The 19,464-nt window shown below is 52.1% G+C and carries 18 protein-coding genes; 11 read left to right on the forward strand and 7 right to left on the reverse strand.

Annotated elements, in window-relative coordinates; genetic code table 11:
• Positions 1 to 199: 199 nt before the first annotated feature.
• A protein-coding gene (locus ACH50O_RS10400; RefSeq protein ID WP_446807918.1) for an IS3 family transposase occupies positions 200 to 1,359 on the reverse strand; the annotation gives its coding sequence in 2 pieces (ribosomal slippage) (positions 200 to 1,086 and positions 1,086 to 1,359; 1,161 coding nt in all).
• 521 nt (positions 1,360 to 1,880) lie between these two features.
• Here ACH50O_RS10400 and ACH50O_RS10405 point away from each other — a divergent pair.
• The 3 genes from ACH50O_RS10405 (at position 1,881) to ACH50O_RS10415 (ending at position 4,236) form a co-directional block, all read left to right on the forward strand.
• A complete protein-coding gene (locus ACH50O_RS10405) occupies positions 1,881 to 2,462 on the forward strand; it encodes a hypothetical protein (RefSeq protein WP_446811945.1) in 582 nt (193 codons plus the stop codon).
• A gap of 139 nt (positions 2,463 to 2,601) precedes the next feature.
• Positions 2,602 to 3,669, forward strand: coding sequence for a tRNA epoxyqueuosine(34) reductase QueG (queG, locus tag ACH50O_RS10410; RefSeq protein ID WP_446812136.1), 1,068 nt, complete (start codon positions 2,602 to 2,604; stop codon positions 3,667 to 3,669).
• 57 nt (positions 3,670 to 3,726) lie between these two features.
• The gene (locus tag ACH50O_RS10415) at positions 3,727 to 4,236 is read left to right on the forward strand and encodes a putative metalloprotease CJM1_0395 family protein (RefSeq protein ID WP_446811946.1); all 510 of its coding nucleotides are present in this window, start codon (positions 3,727 to 3,729) and stop codon (positions 4,234 to 4,236) included.
• Here ACH50O_RS10415 and ACH50O_RS10420 read toward each other — a convergent pair whose 3' ends face one another.
• Positions 4,237 to 4,506, reverse strand: a complete 270-nt coding sequence (locus ACH50O_RS10420) for a PilZ domain-containing protein (protein ID WP_446811947.1) — start codon at positions 4,504 to 4,506, stop codon at positions 4,237 to 4,239.
• 50 nt (positions 4,507 to 4,556) lie between these two features.
• Positions 4,557 to 5,807, reverse strand: a complete 1,251-nt coding sequence (locus ACH50O_RS10425) for a glutaredoxin family protein (protein WP_446811948.1) — start codon at positions 5,805 to 5,807, stop codon at positions 4,557 to 4,559.
• A 161-nt stretch (positions 5,808 to 5,968) separates the two neighbouring features.
• Here ACH50O_RS10425 and mrcB point away from each other — a divergent pair, with 161 nt between their 5' ends.
• Positions 5,969 to 8,296, forward strand: coding sequence for a penicillin-binding protein 1B (gene mrcB / locus ACH50O_RS10430; RefSeq protein ID WP_446811949.1), 2,328 nt, complete (start codon positions 5,969 to 5,971; stop codon positions 8,294 to 8,296).
• A gap of 2 nt (positions 8,297 to 8,298) precedes the next feature.
• Complete coding sequence (gene lolA, locus ACH50O_RS10435) at positions 8,299 to 8,925, forward strand: outer membrane lipoprotein chaperone LolA (protein WP_446811950.1); 627 nt, start codon at positions 8,299 to 8,301, stop codon at positions 8,923 to 8,925.
• Between the two features lie 6 nt (positions 8,926 to 8,931).
• On the opposite strand, the gene ACH50O_RS10440 is transcribed toward lolA, so the two are convergent.
• The 4 genes from ACH50O_RS10440 to ACH50O_RS10455 are packed head-to-tail and all read right to left on the reverse strand — an operon-like array spanning position 8,932 to position 14,977.
• On the reverse strand, positions 8,932 to 10,716 hold the full coding sequence (locus ACH50O_RS10440; RefSeq protein WP_446811951.1) for a sigma 54-interacting transcriptional regulator: 1,785 nt from the start codon (positions 10,714 to 10,716) through the stop codon (positions 8,932 to 8,934).
• A gap of 27 nt (positions 10,717 to 10,743) precedes the next feature.
• Positions 10,744 to 13,395 carry a response regulator gene (locus ACH50O_RS10445; RefSeq protein WP_446811952.1) on the reverse strand — a complete coding sequence of 884 codons (2,652 nt, stop codon included), beginning with the start codon at positions 13,393 to 13,395 and terminating at the stop codon, positions 10,744 to 10,746.
• Positions 13,392 to 13,850, reverse strand: a complete 459-nt coding sequence (locus ACH50O_RS10450; protein WP_446811953.1) for a hypothetical protein — start codon at positions 13,848 to 13,850, stop codon at positions 13,392 to 13,394. The genes ACH50O_RS10445 and ACH50O_RS10450 overlap by 4 nt, the downstream gene beginning before the upstream one ends.
• Positions 13,847 to 14,977, reverse strand: coding sequence for a hypothetical protein (locus ACH50O_RS10455; protein ID WP_446811954.1), 1,131 nt, complete (start codon positions 14,975 to 14,977; stop codon positions 13,847 to 13,849). The genes ACH50O_RS10450 and ACH50O_RS10455 overlap by 4 nt, the downstream gene beginning before the upstream one ends.
• A gap of 659 nt (positions 14,978 to 15,636) precedes the next feature.
• On the opposite strand from ACH50O_RS10455, the gene ACH50O_RS10460 reads away from it, so the two are divergent.
• The 6 genes from ACH50O_RS10460 to hemH all read left to right on the forward strand — a co-directional run bounded on the left by ACH50O_RS10460 (position 15,637) and on the right by hemH (position 19,431).
• Positions 15,637 to 15,822 (forward strand): hypothetical protein, encoded by a 186-nt coding sequence (locus ACH50O_RS10460; RefSeq protein WP_446811955.1) that lies wholly within the window; start codon positions 15,637 to 15,639, stop codon positions 15,820 to 15,822.
• Positions 15,791 to 16,339, forward strand: coding sequence for a hypothetical protein (locus ACH50O_RS10465; RefSeq protein ID WP_446811956.1), 549 nt, complete (start codon positions 15,791 to 15,793; stop codon positions 16,337 to 16,339). Before ACH50O_RS10460 ends, ACH50O_RS10465 begins: the two co-directional genes overlap by 32 nt.
• Positions 16,340 to 16,517: 178 nt before the next feature.
• Positions 16,518 to 16,691, forward strand: coding sequence for a hypothetical protein (locus ACH50O_RS10470; protein ID WP_446811957.1), 174 nt, complete (start codon positions 16,518 to 16,520; stop codon positions 16,689 to 16,691).
• 164 nt (positions 16,692 to 16,855) lie between these two features.
• Positions 16,856 to 17,860 carry a tRNA dihydrouridine(20/20a) synthase DusA gene (gene dusA, locus ACH50O_RS10475; RefSeq protein WP_446811958.1) on the forward strand — a complete coding sequence of 335 codons (1,005 nt, stop codon included), beginning with the start codon at positions 16,856 to 16,858 and terminating at the stop codon, positions 17,858 to 17,860.
• Between the two features lie 39 nt (positions 17,861 to 17,899).
• Entirely contained in the window at positions 17,900 to 18,445 is a 546-nt protein-coding gene (gene folE, locus ACH50O_RS10480; protein ID WP_446811959.1) for a GTP cyclohydrolase I FolE, read from the forward strand.
• A gap of 2 nt (positions 18,446 to 18,447) precedes the next feature.
• The gene (gene hemH / locus ACH50O_RS10485) at positions 18,448 to 19,431 is read left to right on the forward strand and encodes a ferrochelatase (RefSeq protein ID WP_446811960.1); all 984 of its coding nucleotides are present in this window, start codon (positions 18,448 to 18,450) and stop codon (positions 19,429 to 19,431) included.
• Positions 19,432 to 19,464 lie beyond the last annotated feature (33 nt).

The raw sequence follows: 19,464 nt of genomic DNA on the forward strand, positions 1-19,464 counted from the left end.
GGCCTTGGGGATTCGATAGGTTTTTTCCGCAGATTTTACAGAGATTGGTTAAATGGTTTGCTCCGGTGCCTGTCAGCCAAAAGCTGTCTCTTGGTGACGCAACTTCAATGAACTCTAACTGTTCGTTTGCCACCATATGATTGTCCGCAGTCGTAGGGTGCATAAGCGATGATCTTGCCCGGATTTGACGGACACTCAACTAAGCGACTTTTTTAGCTTCAAAATTTTCCGGGCTGATATAGCCTAATTTGGAGTGAAGCCTTTTTCGATTGTAATACACTTCGATATATTCAAACACTTGGTACTTGGCGGCTGATCGGGTTAAAAACCGTTCACCATGAATCGCCTCGACTTTAAAACTGTGGTTCCAGCTTTCCATGGCGGCGTTGTCATAGCAATCGCCTTTCTTGCTCATGCTGCAAATCAATTGGTGTTTGGTGAAAAGCTTCTGGTAGGCGGCAGAGCAATACTGGCTGCCTCGATCCGAATGGACAATGACGCCTTTAGGCATTCGGTGACGCCATAACGCCATGATCAGGGCATCACAAACCAACGTTGCCGTCATCCGTTCGGAAATGGCCCAACCGATCACTCGACGTGAATAAAGCTCAAGTACCACCGCTAAATACAGCCAACCTTCTTCCGTCCAAATATAGGTGATATCCGATACCCATTTTTGATCGGGGCCGTCTGCCGTGAAGTTTTGTTCCAACCGATTCGGGGCGACCGGTAACGAGTGGTTGCTGTTCGTTGTGGCTTTGTATTTCTTAGCCGCCTTCGCTCTCCAGCCATGGCTTCGCATGATCCTGGCTACCCGGTGTCGGCCTGCTGATTTTCCTTCGTCTTGTAGTCGCTGTGTAATTCTGGGTGAACCAGGACGGCCTTTCTCATCCTCAAAAATACGTTTAATCTCATTGGCTAGCCATTTATTCGCTTCGCCTCTATCGGAAAGTGGCCTGCACTTCCAGTCGTAGTAGCCACTCCGTGAGACCGTTAACAGGCGGCACATGAGTCCCACAGGGAATTGATCTTCATTAGCTTTGATCATGGCGTACTTCACTTGGGCTGTTTGGCAAAGTACGCTGCCGCCTTTTTTAAAAAGGCGACTTCCTCTTCCAGGCGGGTGTTTTCTCGTTTAAGCCGCGCCATTTCGGCCTGCTGTAGCTTTTGATCTTCGAAGGGCTGTCCTGTTTGGCGACGCTTGGCTCGCCAGTTGTACAGCATCGATTCGGCGAGCCCTAAATCTTTGGCCGCCTTTGGGATGCCATCCTTGTCGGCACGCTCCAGGGCTTGTTCTTTAAACTGCGCGGTATATTTGTTGCGGACAACGGGGATCTTTGATTCGTTTTGGGCTTTCATGATTTTCCTCGGGGTTAGAGATTACTCTCTTAGCCGAGTGTCCGATAGATCAGGGCAAGATCACCAACGCTTTGCCCTACTTTTTTCCAAGCAAAATAAATGGAGAACGGGAACAATAATGCCCCAGGTAACACTTTGAGGGTTTCTACGAAAATAGAAAGCGCTGTTGCAGTAGCCAAAATGAGGCCCTAAAAGGAATTAGTTAGTGCCTTATATCTATCATGAAACATGTTTATCCTCAATAATTTCGAGGCCTATAGAAGGGGCGCGTTTTTGTTGATCAAAAATAGATCTCAACACGTTGTTGGATTGGATGGTGTCCTAATGAAACCCCGTCTAACTGAAATTGAGCAGCTAGAAAAGCATATCCAAATTTACGCGAGCGGACGGATTATAGGAGGTTTCGAGACACAATCTCGACAAATCACCAGAAATCCAAGTCCCCCTTGTGCAATTTCTCCCACGATCTATCAAATCAGCTGTGTCACAATTACCGCACTAAATCGATACGGAGCAAAACCATGCGTCAGTTTCTGTTGATCACCGCGACACTGATTGCACTGAGCGGATGCGCGTCGGAATCCTGCGACAAGGATGTCATCAATATCCTCAATCCCAACCAAACCAGTGCAAAATTGCTGATGGATTACGCCAAAACCGCCGTGTGTAAAACTGGCCCGGCAGGCGAAGTTAAACCTACAACAGTAGACGAAGAGCGCAAGTTGGTGTTGATTTACGATCTGTATGCCAAAGCCAGAAGCTATGCGATTTTAAATAAAGTGTTTTTCTGGCTCTCGCTGGTTTCGGCGGTGGCGGTGTTTCTGTGGCCGTCGCTAGGGGTGTTGATGAAAGACCGGCTGGGCGAGCGCGAATGGTATAAATCGGCTATCGTGCAAACCACGGTGACCGGCATTGCGGCGTTGATGTTCGCGTTTTACAGCCAATACAAAGACAAACAAACCTATACGGAAAACCTGATGCGCTACACAGTGTTTTCCGATAAGCCGGTGAATGAATTGAGTCAAAAAGTGATCGAAGAAATCGGCAAAATCGACATCGGCTTTAGTTTTAGCGGGGTATTTGATAAGAAGGAAGATAAATAACCGGGAAGAACGAGTGCCTGGTTGTCAAAAACGTTTTGGTAGACTTTTTAACGGATCGCCTCTTCTAATGTTGGAATGTAGAGCCGAATTGACTCGGCCTGTCAGTTGTTTATAAGCCCAAGGTTTCATTAAATTGAATATTCCTCTGTCCCAAGCCGAAGATCCGATACAGCTTGTCCAACGCATCAAACTATGGGGCGAGGAATTGGGTTTTCAGCAGATCGGCATCAGCGACACGGATTTAAATACCGCCGAACGGCATCTGCATGACTGGCTGGATAAGGGCTTTAACGGCGAGATGCAATACATGGCCGCGCACGGCTTGAAACGCAGCCGGCCGGCTTTATTGCAGGAAGGCACGCGCAGCATTATCTCGGCGCGGATGGATTATTTGCCGGAATCGCCAGTTGCCAGCCAACAGCTATTGGACGATCCGGCCGCCGCATTTGTCTCCCGCTACGCCTTGGGCCGCGATTACCACAAGCTGCTGCGCAATAGATTGCAAAAGCTGGCCGACAAAATCGCGGAAGCGATAGGCCCGTTCGGCTATCGGGCGTTTGTCGACAGCGCGCCGGTACTGGAAAAAGCCATCGCCGAGAAAGCCGGACTGGGCTGGATAGGCAAACACAGCAATTTGATCAATCGCCGCGCCGGCTCCTGGTTTTTTCTCGGCGAAATTTATACCGACCTGGTTTTACCCAGCGATCAGCCGGCCGGCAATCATTGCGGGCACTGCCAGGCTTGTTTGGACATTTGCCCGACGCAAGCCATCGTCGGCCCTTATCAGGTCGATGCCCGCCGTTGCGTATCGTATTTAACCATCGAACTACACGGCAGCATTCCGGTGGAGTTGCGGCCCTTGCTGGGTAACCGCATCTACGGTTGCGACGATTGTCAGCTGGTTTGCCCATGGAACCGCTTCGCCAAACTCAGCGCGGAAAGCGATTTCAAACCCCGACATCGTTTGGATCAGGCAACCTTAATCGAATTGTTTCAATGGACCGAAGCCGAATTTCTGCAAAAAACCGAAGGCTCGGCGATTCGCCGCATCGGTCATTTACGCTGGCTGCGCAATATCGCCGTCGCCTTGGGCAACGGCAAACCGACGGATGCAGCTAAAGCCGCACTGACTAGCAGATTGAACGAGGATGCGGAGATGGTGCGCGAGCACATTATCTGGGCGTTGCAACGCTTAAACGCCGCTTGAGTTTTTGTCGTCGACGGGTATATTCTGTGAAGCAGTTAACAGAACATCGGAGCGAGCATGCTTGTCGCCGCCTCTTCCAATCTTCCCGCACTCTACAGCTTTCACAGCCAATCCGGCGCCGCGCCCGGCGATAAGAGCTCGGTTAAGACCGCCAATCCCGCACAGGCCGGCGGCATTCAACTCACCGAAGAGCAACAACGCCAAGTCGACAACCTAAAAGCGCGTGATCGGGAAGTACGCAACCATGAGCAGGCCCATTTAAGCGCCGCCGGCAATCTTGCCGTCAGCGGTGCGCAATTCAGTTATGTCACGGGACCGGATGGCCAACGCTACGCCAGCGGCGGTGAAGTTGGAATCGATGTTTCCGAGGTTGCCGGGGATCCTGAAGCCACCTTGCGTAAAGCCGAAATCATCCGCCGCGCGGCACTGGCGCCGACCAATCCGTCGAGCCCCGATCAAAGCATTGCCGCCAAAGCGGCGGCAATGGCTAACAAGGCCCGCGCCGAATTATTAAATTTGCAAAAAGAGCCCAGCCGTAACGGCCGCCTCATCGACCTTACCGCCTGATCAGCGCGGCGCAAACTCCAGGCCGAAACCCACACCCGGCTCAACTCTGACCACCACGGCCGTTTGTATCGGCGCGTCGTCGAATTCGGTGGTTTGCACTTCCACGAGCGTACCTACCGGCGGCATTAACTCGTTGGCGCAGATTAAAAACAGACCTGTTTCCGAAAAATCCCGCATATCCACAACCACAGCCTCGGAGAACGCCGCTCCTGTCAGTCTGATTTTGGCACGATGCTTAAGGCGCGGGTGCCTGCGCTTGTTATCAACCACGAACTCTCCTTTATCGGTTAGGCTCTAAGACCAGTGAGCATATGAAACGCTTACTGTACAAAACCCCGCAAAAACAAATATATACCCAATCCCAGAATCACCAATCCGCTCAGTAATTTCAACCTGCGACCTTCCTTTTCCTGCAGACGGCGCTGACTTAAGGTAACCACACCTATCCCCAGCACTATCAGGTCATCCAACATATAAGCCAGATTGTACAGCAATAAATAGCCGTAATAATCCAAGCCTTGCATTTGCCGTAACGTCAGTATGCGGGTATACAAGGCAGGGAAACCTGAAGTGCAAAGCAATTCGACAATCTGCACCAGCGCGGCCAATACCACCGCGCCCAGCATGGCGCCGGCCAGATTCTCGGCCAACAGTATCCGTCGCATTCGATTGTAGATACCGGGTTTGGCGGAGGCGGGAATCGACAAGGATATCCCCGCGCCAAATGCCCAAAAATCTTTCAGGTTGATGACGCCGGCCACAATAGCGATCACCGCAATCGCTAACTCCGATGCCCGCGACAAACCGATCAACAAGAACAGATTCAACCAGGCGGCCATGAACACAAAATAAGCCAGCCCTTCCACCGCGACGAAAATCCCGGCCACCGCCAACATTCTGGGCCGATTATGCATCGGCGCCAACATGGATATCATCAGAATCAACACCCACATCGAGCAAGGATTGAAACCGTCCAGCAAACCCATCGCCAACGTAAAGGCAGGCAATCCGACATCTTCAAGACCGATGCGCCGGCCCAGTAAGGTCACGGTAAATTGTTCCGCCGGGACAGCGGTTTGCCGGCTGATAGGGGCTTCGCACGACAAACCTGCATCCAATTCGCAACTGCCCGCTTGTTCGCCGCCTTGCGTTTTACTTTCGGCCGCACCCGCACGTAACGCGTTGCGGATTAAGGCTCCGCTGGTATCTTCATCCGCATATCCCACGATCAACTCGCCCCGCACGACGATCGCCGGTAACCGCACCGGCCCCGCCTTCCCAATCTCGAAAAGCCTCCGCAAACGTTCAATCGCTTCCTGATCTTGACTGACGTTGCTGATGACAATCCGTAATTCGGGCTGATTGCGTTGCAGATCGGCCAAAAACTGTTCGGCTTTTTCGCAATGTTCACAACCATCGCGGACAAACGCTTGAATATCCGCTGTATTATCAAGATGGTCGCCACGGGCGTGCGTTGCCGTCCCGATGCCTATCAACAACACCAGACTTAGCCGCATGATCACCGGCAATAGCCACATCGGCCATTCCGGAATCGCCTTCACCCTATTCATGCCCCGCTCCTTTTCGATCGGTCCAGCAATATGTACGGAAGTTACAATTTTATTAGATAATATCTGCCTCTACGAATCCGCCGAACCGGCAGGCGCGATTTCCATCCTATTCAAACACGTGCCGATTAACGCCGGCAGCGTGAGCATCACATACAAACTTAATGGCCAGAAGACCCAGAAGCAGCAAATCGACCGCTAGACGCAGTAGATCGAAACCTAAAGCATCCTGGCTGAAACGCAGCCTGATCTCGGTGATATTGATCGCGGGATTCGTGCTCGCGGCATACGTCAGTTACCTTGATTATACGGTACGCGAGCAATTCGAAGGCAAACGTTGGTCTATCCCGGCCCGGGTTTACGCCAGCCCGGTGGAATTGTATGCCGGCTACGAAATATCGAGTAAAAACTTGGAAGACCTGCTGCTGGAATTACATTACCGGCAAGACCCGCAGTTGGCCGGCGAAGGTTCGTATGTCGTGAAAAGCGGCCAGATTAACATCCGTACCCGCGCCTTCAATTTCGGCGACACGCCCCAGGAAAGCCGAAAAATCAGCGTACGCTTCGGCGCTGGCGGCATTGCCAGCCTGAACGACGCCACGACTGACGAAAGCCTGGCCATTGTCCGAATGGATCCCGTGCAGATCGGCAGTTTTTATCCGACTCGCAAGGAAGACCGCATTCTGATCAAATTGGACGAGGCGCCGCCGACGCTGGTACAAGGCCTGCTGTCTACCGAGGATAAAGATTTCTACAACCATTTCGGCATTTCGCCCAAAGGCATCGTCCGGGCCATGTGGTCGAACCTAAAAGCCGGCGGCATGGTGCAGGGCGGCAGCACCATCACCCAGCAGTTAGTGAAGAATTTTTTCCTGAACCCCAAACGCACCCTGCGCCGTAAGCTCAAGGAAGCCTTAATGTCGCTGATTCTGGAATACCGTTTCAGCAAGGACGAAATTCTGGAAGCGTATTTGAACGAGATTTTCCTGGGTCAAGACGGCGGTAGCGCGGTACACGGCTTTGGCCTGGCTAGCGAATTTTACTTCGGCCAATCGCTGAAAACACTAAATCTGCATCAAGTCGCCACCCTGGTGGCATTGGTACGCGGGCCCTCGGAATACGACCCGCGCCGCAATCCCGAACATACGCTGGAGCGCCGCAACATCGTGCTGGATGCGATGCACAACGAAGGCTACATCGACGAACAGCAAGCCAATGAAGCAAAAAAACAGCCGCTTGGCGTGGCAACGGTCATTCATCGCTCAGCCAATCGCTATCCCGGCTTTATAGATCTGGTGAAACGGCAACTTAAGCAGGAATATAAAGAAGAAGACCTGACCTCCGAAGGCTTGCGTATCGTCACCACTCTGGATACGCACATACAGGACACTCTGGAGCAGGCCATCGCCAGCAAACTGAAACAGCTGGAGAAAAGCCCGAAAAGCAACGACCTGGAAACCGCTGCCATCGTCACGCGCCGCGACAGCGGCGAGATCGTCGCGCTAACCGCCGGCCGTCAGGCCGACGACATCGGTTTCAACCGCGCCCTGGATGCGGTAAGGCCTATCGGCTCCCTGATCAAGCCGGTTGTGTACCTTACCGCGCTGGAATATTCCGATCGCTACACTATAGCCACACCGATCAGCGACACCCGCCTGGAAATTCCGGCCGAAAAAGGCAAAACCTGGTCGCCGGACAATTACGACAATCAGGAACACGGCATCGTGCCGCTACATAGCGCACTGGCCCATTCCTACAATATGGCCACAGTGCGGATCGGCATGGACATCGGCTTGGCCAAAGTCGCCAATACTTTAAAAAACATGGGCGTCAGCCGGCCGGTGGATTTGTTTCCGTCCTTCCTGCTGGGTGCGCAACCGCTGACGCCGCTGGAAGTGACTCAGCTTTATCAAACCTTGGCCGGCGACGGTTACGCCACCCCGTTGCGTTCGATCCGTGCGGTGAATGCCGCCGACGGCAAAGCGCTGCAAAGTTATCCGTTTACGGTAAGACAAGCCGTGGATCCCGCCGCCACCTTTATCACCAATACGATTTTGCAGGAAGTGATGTACGCCGGCACCGGTCATTCCGCCTACAATTACATGCCGCAAAACATGGCCCTAGTTGGCAAAACCGGCACCACCAATCAATTGCGCGACAGCTGGTTTGCCGGCTTTAGCGGCGATTTTCTATCGGTCGTATGGGTCGGCCGCGACGATAACAAACCAACGGGCCTGACCGGCGGAACTGGTGCCTTGCAAATCTGGTCCGAGCTAATGCGCCAAGTGTCGAAAAAACCGGTCACGCTGGTGCCGCCGGATAATATACAAATGACCTGGATAGATCAGGCCAGCGGCCTGCTCAGCCAAGAAGGCTGCCCCGGCGCCAAATTAATGCCTTTCGTGGAAGGCTCGGCGCCCAGCCAATTCGCCGACTGCGGCGCAAGCCCGGAATCCGGCGAAAGCTGGCTTAATAACTTGAACCCCTTTTAACTATGCTACTGAAGATAATTTCCACCCTGGTTTTCCTGATTGCCATTGCCAGCCCGGCACGGGCTGAAGATACCCCGATTACTCGATTGAAAAGCTTTTTAGCCAGCAGTGCCTCCTTGGCGGCTGATTTCAAACAAATCAGTTTCGATAAAAGCGGCCGGCCGGCGCAAAACAGCTTCGGCAAATTTTATTTAAGCCGGCCGGGTAAATTTCGCTGGAATTACCAAAGACCGTTTGTGCAAGAGATTGTGTCGAATGCCGGAAAAGTCTGGTTTTACGATGCCGACTTGGAACAGGTGACGGTCAAGCAACTCGATGATTCGCTTGGCTCGACCCCAGCCTTATTGTTGACCGGCGAAGTGGATATCGAGGAAAAGTTTATCCTAAAGGAACAAGGTAAGGAGGACGACGGGATGAACTGGGTAAAACTGTCGCCCAAAAACGAAGAAAGCGGTTTTAAATACATCTTGATCGGCCTGAACGGCAACCAATTGGGCGGCATGGAGTTGAGCGATAATTTCGGCCAACTCACCCGGATTTATTTTTCCAACATCCAGCTCAATCCCAAACTGGACGAGGCCTTGTTTAATTTCAAAGCGCCGAAAGGCGTGGATGTGTTTGAAAACTAGGCGGCTTTAGACCGGCTTACTGATCCCCAACTTTTCCATCCGCGAGCGCAAGGTCGTGGATGGCACGCCCAAAATCTTCGCGGCGCCCTGATTGCCGGCGATTCGCCAGGAAGTCGCTTCCAGCGCCTTCAGAATATGCGCGCGCTCCGCTTCGTCCAGCGTGACAATCGGCGCTGCGGTAGGCGCGCCGGCACCCATCACATTCACGCAGTCCACGGCGGCCAACTGACTGCCCTTGGTTAAAATCACCGCGCGCTCGATGATATGTTGCAACTCGCGAATATTCCCCGGCCAGAAATAGCTCTGTAGATCGGCCATCATCCGTTCCGGAATCGATTGGATTTTCTTGCCGAACTTTGCCGCATACTTATCGATGAAATGCTTCACTAAAAACGGCACGTCTTCCTTACGCTCGCGTAGCGGCGGCAGATTGATGGGAAAGACATTCAAACGGTAATACAAGTCGGCCCTAAATTTACCCTGCTGCGAAAATTGCGCCAGATCCCGGTGGGTAGCGGCGATCACCCGTACATTACAGGTCAGAGTTTGCGTACCTCCCACCCGTTCGAACTCGCCTTCCTGTAATACCCGCAACAATTTGGCCTGCATTTCCAGCGGCAATTCGCCGATTTCATCGAGAAACAAGGTGCCACCGTCCGCCAATTCAAAACGGCCCAGCTTGCGGGCAATCGCGCCGGTAAATGAGCCTTTTTCGTGACCAAACAATTCGCTTTCCGCCAAATTCTCCGGAATCGTCGCGCAATTCAATTTCACCAAGGTCTTGTCTTTGCGCGCGCTGAGATTGTGTATCGCCCGCGCGATCAATTCCTTGCCGGTGCCGGTCTCGCCGGTAATTAACACTGTGGCATCGGTATTGGCTACCTGCCTCACCAGATCCATGGCCTGGTGCAACGCCGGGGAATTGCCGATCAATTCCTCGCCGTCGCGGCTGGCCAACACTTCTTCTTGTAGATACAGATTAATGCCGCGCAAGGTATTGCATTCCGCTTCCGCCTGCTGTCTGGCTTTGCGTTCGTTGATATCGCGCAGAATCAGAATGTAAAGTTGCTGCCCGATGGCTTCCACCCGAGAGATGGTCGCTTCGATCGGAAAATTACTCTCATCGGCCCGCACCGCGTTCAAGCCTTCCGAGACCCAAATAGCCTGCTCCGGCGGCACCCCGTTGCGAAAGTTGACTAGGGTTTTATAAAGCTCGGGCGACAAAAATCGATCAACGGCCCGGCCGATATTGTCGGCGGCCTTGCAGCGAAACATCTGTTCCGCCGCCGCGTTGAACAGGGTTATCCGCCCGGCTTCATCCAAGGTCAGAATCGCATCCATCGCGTTCTCGAAAATCCGCGACAGACGCTGCTCTTTTTCTTGCAGTTCCAGTTTCAACTTTTGCAGCGTGAGATGGGTTTGCACCCGGGCCAGTACTTCTTCGTATTGAAACGGCTTGGTGATGTAATCGACCGCACCGACTTGAAAGCCTTTCAACTTATCGGCGGTGTCGGCCAATGCGGTCATGAATAACACCGGAATATCGCGAGTCGACGGAATGGCTTTCAAGTGTTGACAGACGGTAAAGCCGTCCATGCCTGGCATCATTACATCCAGCAGAATAAGATCGGGCAGATGCGCCACTGCCTGTACTAAAGCGACTTCCCCGGTTTCCGCGCGGAGCACTTCAAACCCAGCCTCATCGACCAATCCAGCCAACTCTTCCAAATTAACCGGATTATCGTCCAACATCAAAATTAACGGTTTTTCCCGCTGCCGTTTATCTGTCATGCATTTCCCCTGAGCTATCCGCAGCTGTCATTCCTGAAATTCGTACAAATAGTCTTGAATGGCCGGCTCCAGCCGAATATTGGCTTGCTGCAGCAACTCATAGCTGGCGGCGGCATCGGCGAACATAGCCTCGTGCCCCATCGTTTCCAATTGCTGGGCTATTTTGCCGAACGGAAAGGCACCGATGCTGTTGGCGGAGCTTTTAAGCGTGTGGGCGGATAATCGAAGCAAATCCGCATCCCGGCGCTGTATCGCATCGGCTAAATCATTCAACAACGGCCCCGACTGTTCCTGAAACAGCATCATCATTTTGCATAACATTTGCTGCCTGCCGCGGACCCGATTCAAAGCTTGCTGCCAATCAAGGGCCGGCTCGGCCAAGACGGCCAGCGCGCCATCGGTGTCGTTCCCTTGCCCGGATTCCGTCATATTCCAGCACTCCACGGTTGATAACAAATCTTCCTCTTGCACCGGCTTGGCGATATAGTCATCCATCCCGGCCGCCAAGCAGCGCTCCCTATCGCCTTTTAAGGCATGCGCCGTCATCGCGATAATCCGCATGTGCGCGCCGGTATCGCGCTCCCGCAGCCGAATGGCTTCGGTCGCCTGAAAACCGTCCATTACCGGCATCTGCACGTCCATTAAAATCAAATCGAATTCGGCATCGGTCGCCAATAAATCCAGCACTTCCTGACCGTTATTGGCCACTTGCACCCGATGGCCGCGTTCCTCCAACAACACCACTGCCATATATTGGTTAACCGGATTATCTTCCGCCAGTAGAATTTTCAATTTGCGAGGCGGTTCGGCTAACGCCGCGGGCAAGGCTTCCGGTGCTTTGGCAGCCGATTTACCCAACGCCGATTGAATGGCATTCCACAGTTCTGAATGTTTGACCGGTTTACGCACATACAAATTGATACCCAAATCATGGCAGCGCTCGCAATCGTCCGGACGATCGGCCGAAGACAACATCATGATGGTCACCGGCTCAAAGCGTTGATCCTCCCGAATGGTCTGGGCAACCATAAAACCATCCATAATCGGCATCATCGCATCCAGTAAAATCAGCGCGTAAGCCTCACCTGATTCAGCCATATTGCGCAAAGCCAGGATAGCTTCCTCGCCGCTATCAACCGTTGTAGGCCGCATGCCCCAATGATTCAAGATTTCCGAAAACACCCGTAAATTGATGGCGTTATCATCGACAATCAACACCGGCAGGCCTTTAACATCGATCAAAGGTTGGAACGGCGCCTCGGGTTCATCCTTACTATGCCGGTCGAACACGGCGGTAAAGAAAAACGTGCTCCCTTTATGCTCCTCGCTCTCCAGGGATAAATGTCCGCCCATCAACTCGACCAGCCGCGAAGAAATCGATAAGCCCAGACCGGTGCCGCCGAATTTTCGGGTCGAAGAAGCGTCTATTTGCGCAAATGCCTCGAAGATCAGCTGTTGCTTATCGGGCGAAATACCGATACCGGTATCGGTCACCGAAATCTGCAGACAAACTTTATTTTCGTCGACGGCCTCGGGTTTAACCTGGACGACAATTTCGCCGTGCTGGGTGAACTTGATGGCATTGCCGACCAAATTAATAATGACTTGATTCAAGCGGCCGATGTCGCCAATCAAATCGTCGGGCGTTTCCGGATCGATGCGCAGCATCAATTCCAGACCTTTTTCGTGGGTATGGCCGGCTAACAACTTTAACGTATCGCCTAGACTTTCGCGCACTTTAAACGGCGCATGGTCGAGTTCGAGTTTACGAGCCTCGATTTTAGAAAAATCCAGAATATCGTTAACGATGCGCAGCAAGGCATCGGCGGAACTGTTTGCCATCCCCAAAAACTCGCGTTGCTGCGGCGTGAGTTCGGTACGCAACGCCAGGCCTATCATGCCGATAATACCGTTCATCGGTGTGCGGATTTCATGACTCATATTCGCCAGGAACTCGCTTTTCGCACCGGCGGCCTGCAGCGCCGCATCGCGGGCGGACAGCAAAGCCTGCCGCATTTTCTCCAGATGTTCGGCCAAGGCCGCCACCTCGGTAATCTTAGTGCCGGAATTGAATTGTCCGGTGTGATTGCCGGCGGCGATTTGCTCGGCTTCGTCGCGCAAGCGTTCCAACGGCAACACCAGTTTGCGGCCGAATAAACCGACCACCAATAGCGTCAAACCCATGTAGATCGCCACGAAATAAGCGCTACGCTGATAAATCGTCGCGATGTCCCGCTGAATCTGCCTTTCGTCGTACCCTAGCCTTAACATGGCCGACGAGCCGTCTTCGGGACTGACGATGGGCACAGCCAGAAAATAAATATCGTCGTCGTGTTCGCCAAAGAAAAAATCTTCTTGAAATTGCTGCTCGGCGTTGAGCTCGATATCGGCGCGGATAATGCCGGTCTCGGTGGCGATTTCCGCAAATGCCAAGCGGCCGTTCAGCAGGAACTCGCCCAATAAACCCTGCAATTCGGCAGACTTGGCCGGCGCGAGCCTTGGCGTGACCAGACTGCTGAATAGTAAGGCATCCGACCTGACATAATTGACGAATTGCGATTCCAAACTGGGCTTGATCACCCGATAAATCCCGAACAACAACACCGGCACCAACAACAAATGTATACCGACCACCGCCAGGATCATCCGGCCGTTAAAACTGTGAAAAAACCGACTCATTCGAGGGCTCCTTGCCATAACACGTTAACCGCTTTAAGACCTTGATTAGCCTGAACCTGATCCTCCCACAAATACGTCACCGTACCCGGATTTTGCTGCAATGCGTCCACCAAGTGTTTCAGATCGTTATAGCTTTCCGGACGTTTACCGCCCAAGCGGAATACCACCGATATCGTTTGGCTTTCATAGGTATTGGCCGACATAAAGGCCACTTTTTGCAGGAATACTTCGAAAATTAGGGGATCGCTGATATTCAGCAACGGTACCGGATGTTCGCCGCCCTTCTCCAGCGGTACCCCGAGAAACAGCTTTCTGGCTTCCTGTACGGTTAAAGCGGGTATCGACGAGTGGGAACTGGTGGCTAACACCAAAGAATGGCGGGTAATGGCCCTAAGACTCTGCGCGCCGAGCAAGAACAGCAAGCCAAAGATGCCGAGAACGCGCACGATTTTCATGGAAACACCGCGCTCCATTGAAACATGACCTGACCGAAGTGATCGTTCCGCAAGTGATCTCTAGAGGCCTCGACCTTTAACGCGTTGGAGTGATTGAGTTTAAAGCGCACGCCGCCCAGAAACCTGTCCTCCACATATTTGGGAAACATTGCCAGATAAGGATCGTTACGCGCGCCAAAGGTGCCTTCAACCCGCCCCACCAAGGTCCATGTCGGATTGAGCTGCCATTCGACTTGCCCGTAGGCACTGAGAAAGTCGTCGTGGGTTTTGCCGCCCAACGGACTTTCCAGCGTATTGTTGAGATAGACGACCTCGCTTAACAAACGCACCGAATCGATTTGCCGGTTGGCATAGGCACTAGCCACAAATTGGTTGACGTTTTTCACGGCCAACTCGTCGGAATGTATTTGGTTATAGGCCCCGGACACGCCGAATTCATCGATACCGTAGCTGATGGGTTGGTAGCCCAAGCGGAACGACACTCCCGGCCGGTGCGAGCCCCCCGGTTCGACAAGATTAAAGGCTTCCAAGCCTTTATTGATTTGCGGTCCGGCGCCGGCTCCGACCGTATAATACAGTCCGCCTTCGCCCAGTTCGTGTAAACCTTCCCATAAAAATCCGGTTAAATGGTTGGGTATCACGCCGCCGGCTGTTTCGAAGGCCATAATGCCCGGCCGAGTAATCGTGGTCTGTAAAAACCCGCCGTGGTGGAATTGCATGTTCCAATAGCCAATCGGGTTATGGAAACGTCCTAGCCAGACAGTAGCTTCATCCCCCGCATGCAGGCCCAGTTGGAATCTTTCCAGATTATGGGTTTTAGTGCTGACCAGCCATTCGCCGAGGAAACGAAAGCGTTGATAGTCCATGGTGTAAAACATGTTAAGCTCGGGAATAACATCGCTATTGCTGAGTTTTTTTTGCGGTTCTTGATCGAAACGCACGATACCGGTCACGGCCGGAAACAATAGAAAATCCCCAGGCAACCCACTGGCATCGTCCCCGGACATATGGCCCGCGTGGCCGCTTGCCACAGCCGTAGCAGGCATTGCCGCCATGAGTCCGCAGAAAAAATAAACGCCGATGCCGCTTAGGGTTTGAAATAGGCTTGGATAGTATCGTTGCCGCATGCTTGCTCTCTAGCATTTAATCGGTAGGATACGGACACTACCTAAGTTAAGCGGGAATAACCTCGCGATGCAATTAAAGAGAAATGTATCACATTTCTCGGAATAGTTGACGACATTTCGTCAAAAACCAGACCGCAAAACCTAGTACCAGAAATCTCGGAGCAATTACCCTATTCACTAGCCAATTCACTAGGAGCGGCCCCAACAACCTGAAGTAACTCAGGATTATTAACGCCTTCTTCAATCCCCGCCGACCGTCGTGCAAACAAAAATCCGATACCGTTAACTTGTCCGTTATGTCGAGGGCCGCTCACATCCGATACTGGGCCGGTAGGCACCAACACGTAAACTCAGGACATGAGTGATCGGCAGCTCACGAAAACCTCTGATACATCTAATTCATCGGCGCATTTTATCGCTTTGTACGACATTTCGTAATCGGCACGATATTTAGTGCTGAAATAAACAATTCAGTGTGTATTTTTTCACTCCGTTCCAAGATTGTTCTTTCATAAAATATTACACAAACAAGTAGTTACAAATTAGTGTCCATAGCAAGCTCAATGGTGGCACCCGTTTTGCGATAGATAGCACATCCCTCCGATTGAAGAGGGCCGGATATAAAAATTTCCATTAATTCCAATTACGAGGCGATCACCATGCAAATCCATAAAATTACTCGTTGTAAAAGATGCGGCGATCTATTGTCGGCTCACGAAAAATTACACAGCGAAAATGGCGATCTATGCGCATTCTGCGAACACATGCGTAGCGAAGCCTTGGAAATTTACCAAGAGATGCATGCAAAAAATCATGTCGAAAAAAATCGCTTCAGATTGGTTTAAGGATTGTTTTGTTATAAGTCCGGCCGCATCACGCAGTTTGCGACCAGAAGATGTGGTTAGCTACAAATTTGTTCCGATTGCGTTTGCGCAAGAGTTGGCTGCTGGTTTTGGCCGGTCACGCCGAAATCACACACGCCGATGGTACGACAGCCCCAAACGGACAACCCTGCTGGATATTTCTCAACCTCACACTCATGGAGACAAACGTATGAACTCTGAAGAAATCCTAAAAACCTGTATACGCGAACTAAAACGTTGCGGCATAAGTTTTTTACTGATCGTTATCGGCGTATTTCTGGCGACGCAAAATGCCCCCGCAGCCCCTTCGCCGAATCAGAACCAATGCCTGGAAAGCTTAGCAATAATAAACACCCTGGCCTCACGCCCAATCAAATCCGCCACCCAGGCACTGGTTCAGCCCGTTGGCAACACTCTGAATCGGTTTCATACCAAGCCAGTGGATCGCAAATGCATTCCCAACCTGTCTGGAAACAAAGCCGGCAAGCAATATAAATAAGTGTTTTCGGCACTCTGGGTAAAATTAAAACGTCCGCGCGGACAAATCAGAAGATAGCCGGCCGCCAAGCACCGCAGCCCTTTAGCAGACGAACAAACATTCCAAATACATCGCTTTCGCTAGCCACACCATTAGCAACATGTTAGCGTTAGGAATCAATTGGAATCGGCGTTGAGGCATGAACTCTTCAAGTCTTACCAGATTTAAATGTGCGGCATTGTTCATCGTGTTGATACTGTTCAGTATTGGCCCTGTCCCCATCACCAGCAGCATAGGTTTGTACGTGGTCATTTTCCGCCCGCGCTGGTTTAAAGATTTAGTCGAAAAAATTTATACGGATAAATCCGACTGAGCATTCCATTCTTGCTCGCGCACTCGCGCCAACAACACATTTCATACCTCGCCGTTTAAAGTCTTCTTTCCTGCCAAGCAAGTGTGGACGATTTTTATTGCGCCCGGCACAGTATAATTGGACCTTGATATTTAAATCGCATTCCCTAACTACTAAAACCCTAAATGACCGCTGACCGCGACCATGAACGGCGCAACGCCGACAATAGACCATCCTGCCGATTCTCGATTGCCCCCATGCTGGATTGGACAGATCCGCATTGCCGATATTTCCATAGAACCCTGTCGCAACACGCCCTGCTATACACGGAAATGGTCACCACCGGCGCAATTTTGCACGGCAACCGCGACCGGCACCTGCAGTTCAATGCGGAAGAACACCCGGTCGCCCTCCAACTCGGCGGCAGTAATCCGGCCGATCTGGCTGAGTGTTCCCGGATCGCGACCGCTTACGGCTATGACGAGATCAATCTGAATGTCGGCTGCCCTAGCGACCGGGTACAGAACGGCCGCTTCGGCGCCTGTTTGATGGCCGAACCCGAGCTGGTCGCCGAATGCGTAACTGCTATGCAACAGGCGGTATCTATACCGGTCACTGTAAAGTCCCGGATCGGTATCGATGACCGCGACTCTTATGAAGAACTGACGCGCTTCATAAGTACTGTAGCGGCAGCCGGTTGCGAGACTTTTATCGTGCATGCCCGTAAAGCCTGGCTATCCGGCTTATCGCCCAAGCAAAATCGCGACATTCCGCCTCTACGTTACGATGTGGTGTTCCAACTCAAGCAAGACTTTCCAAAACTGGAAATCGTCATCAACGGCGGCATTAATTCTTTGGAGGTTTCGCTCGATATGTTGAAAAAAGTCGATGGCGTAATGCTGGGCCGCGAGATATACCATAATCCTTACTTATTAGCCGAAGTCGACGGACTCATCTTCAACGACGAACATCCGATCAAATCGCGGAAGGAAACGGTATTGGCGCTGTTACCGTATATCGAACAACAATTGCAGCAAGGGGTCAGGCTACATTGTATTACCCGCCATATGCTGGGTTTGTTTCACGGCGTTGACGGCGCGCGGGCCTGGCGCCGCCATCTCAGCGAAAATGCCACCCGTTTCGGAGCCGGCAGCCAGGTGGTTTTGGACGCCTTAGAATTTACAGTTTGATGCTGTATACTCACGACATTTTTTTACTCGGGGGCGGCAATGGAAGAATATTTCTCCAAAATCATTCAAGCAATAGGCGAAGACGTGAATCGGGAAGGTTTGCGCGACACGCCGAAACGTGCCGCGAAAGCCTTTAAATTCCTGAATAACGGTTACGAAAAAACCCTGGAAGAAGTACTGAACGGCGCAATTTTTCAGGCCGATACCGAAGACATGGTGATCGTAAAAGACATCGAGCTGTATTCGCTATGCGAGCATCATCTATTGCCATTCATCGGTAAATGCCACATCGGTTACCTGCCGAAAGGCAAAGTTCTAGGCTTATCAAAGTTGGCACGGATCGTTGATATGTACGGTCGCCGCCTGCAAATTCAGGAACAATTGACCCGGCAAATCGCCACGGCGGTGGAGCAGGCCATTGATGCCCGCGGCGTAGCGGTGGTCATTGAAGCGAAACATCTCTGCATGATGATGCGCGGCGTCGAAAAGCAAAACTCCGTAATGACTACCTCGGTGATGTTAGGGATTTTCAGAGAAGAAATCAGCACCCGCTCCGAATTTCTAAACCTGATCAACCGTAAATAATCATGACCGAAACCGGCGCAAAAAAGACCGGCGTATTGCTGGTCAATCTGGGTTCGCCCGCCTCTCCCAAAACCGGCGACGTGCGCCGTTTTCTGCGCGAGTTTCTCGGCGACCCGCGCGTAGTCAATCTGCCCCGCCCTTTGTGGTGGCTGATCCTCAATTTATTCGTACTGCCTTTTCGGCCGAAAAAGTCGGCGCACGCTTACCAATCGATCTGGACCGAGCAAGGCTCGCCATTGATCGTGTTCACTCAGAAATTGACCGCCAAACTGCAGGACTTGGCAGGAGTCGCCGACGCGCATTTAGTAGTCGATTGCGCAATGCGCTACGGCAAACCCGCCTTACGGGAGAAATTGCAAAACTTTCAGAAGCAAGGCGTCCACGAAATCGTCATCCTGCCCTTGTACCCGCAGTATTCCTCAACCACAACTGCCTCGATTTTCGACGTGGTTGCCGAAGAGTTCGTCAGCTGGCGGCACATGCCCGGCCTGCATTTCATCAGCGACTTTCATCAACACCCAAGTTACATCGAAGCCTTGGCGCAATCTGTGCGTCAGCATTGGCAAGCCAACGGCCAGGCCGAATTGTTGCTACTGTCGTTCCACGGCTTGCCGGCCAAGCTCACCGAATGGGGCGATCCGTATTTTTATCAATGCCAAACCACCGGTCGCCTGCTCGCCGAGCAATTGGGACTGAACGAGCAACAATGGAAACTGGTGTTTCAATCGCGTTTCGGCAAAGCCGAATGGCTAAAACCTTATTGTGTGGAGGCCTTGCAGGAATTGCCGACAATAGGCATCAAAAACGTGGACGTGATTTGTCCGGGATTCTCGGTAGACTGTCTGGAAACGCTGGAAGAGATAGCCATTGCTAACCGAGAAGTTTTTTTGGAAGCCGGCGGCGAGGGTTATCGTTACATTCCGTGTTTAAACGACAGCGACGCTCATGTCGAGGTGATGCTTGATTTAATCAAAAACGCGCACTAAATAAAGCGCGGCTTACATAATCCGGGGGGCAAC

It is taken from the genome of Methylomonas sp. 2BW1-5-20 (genome assembly GCF_052474515.1).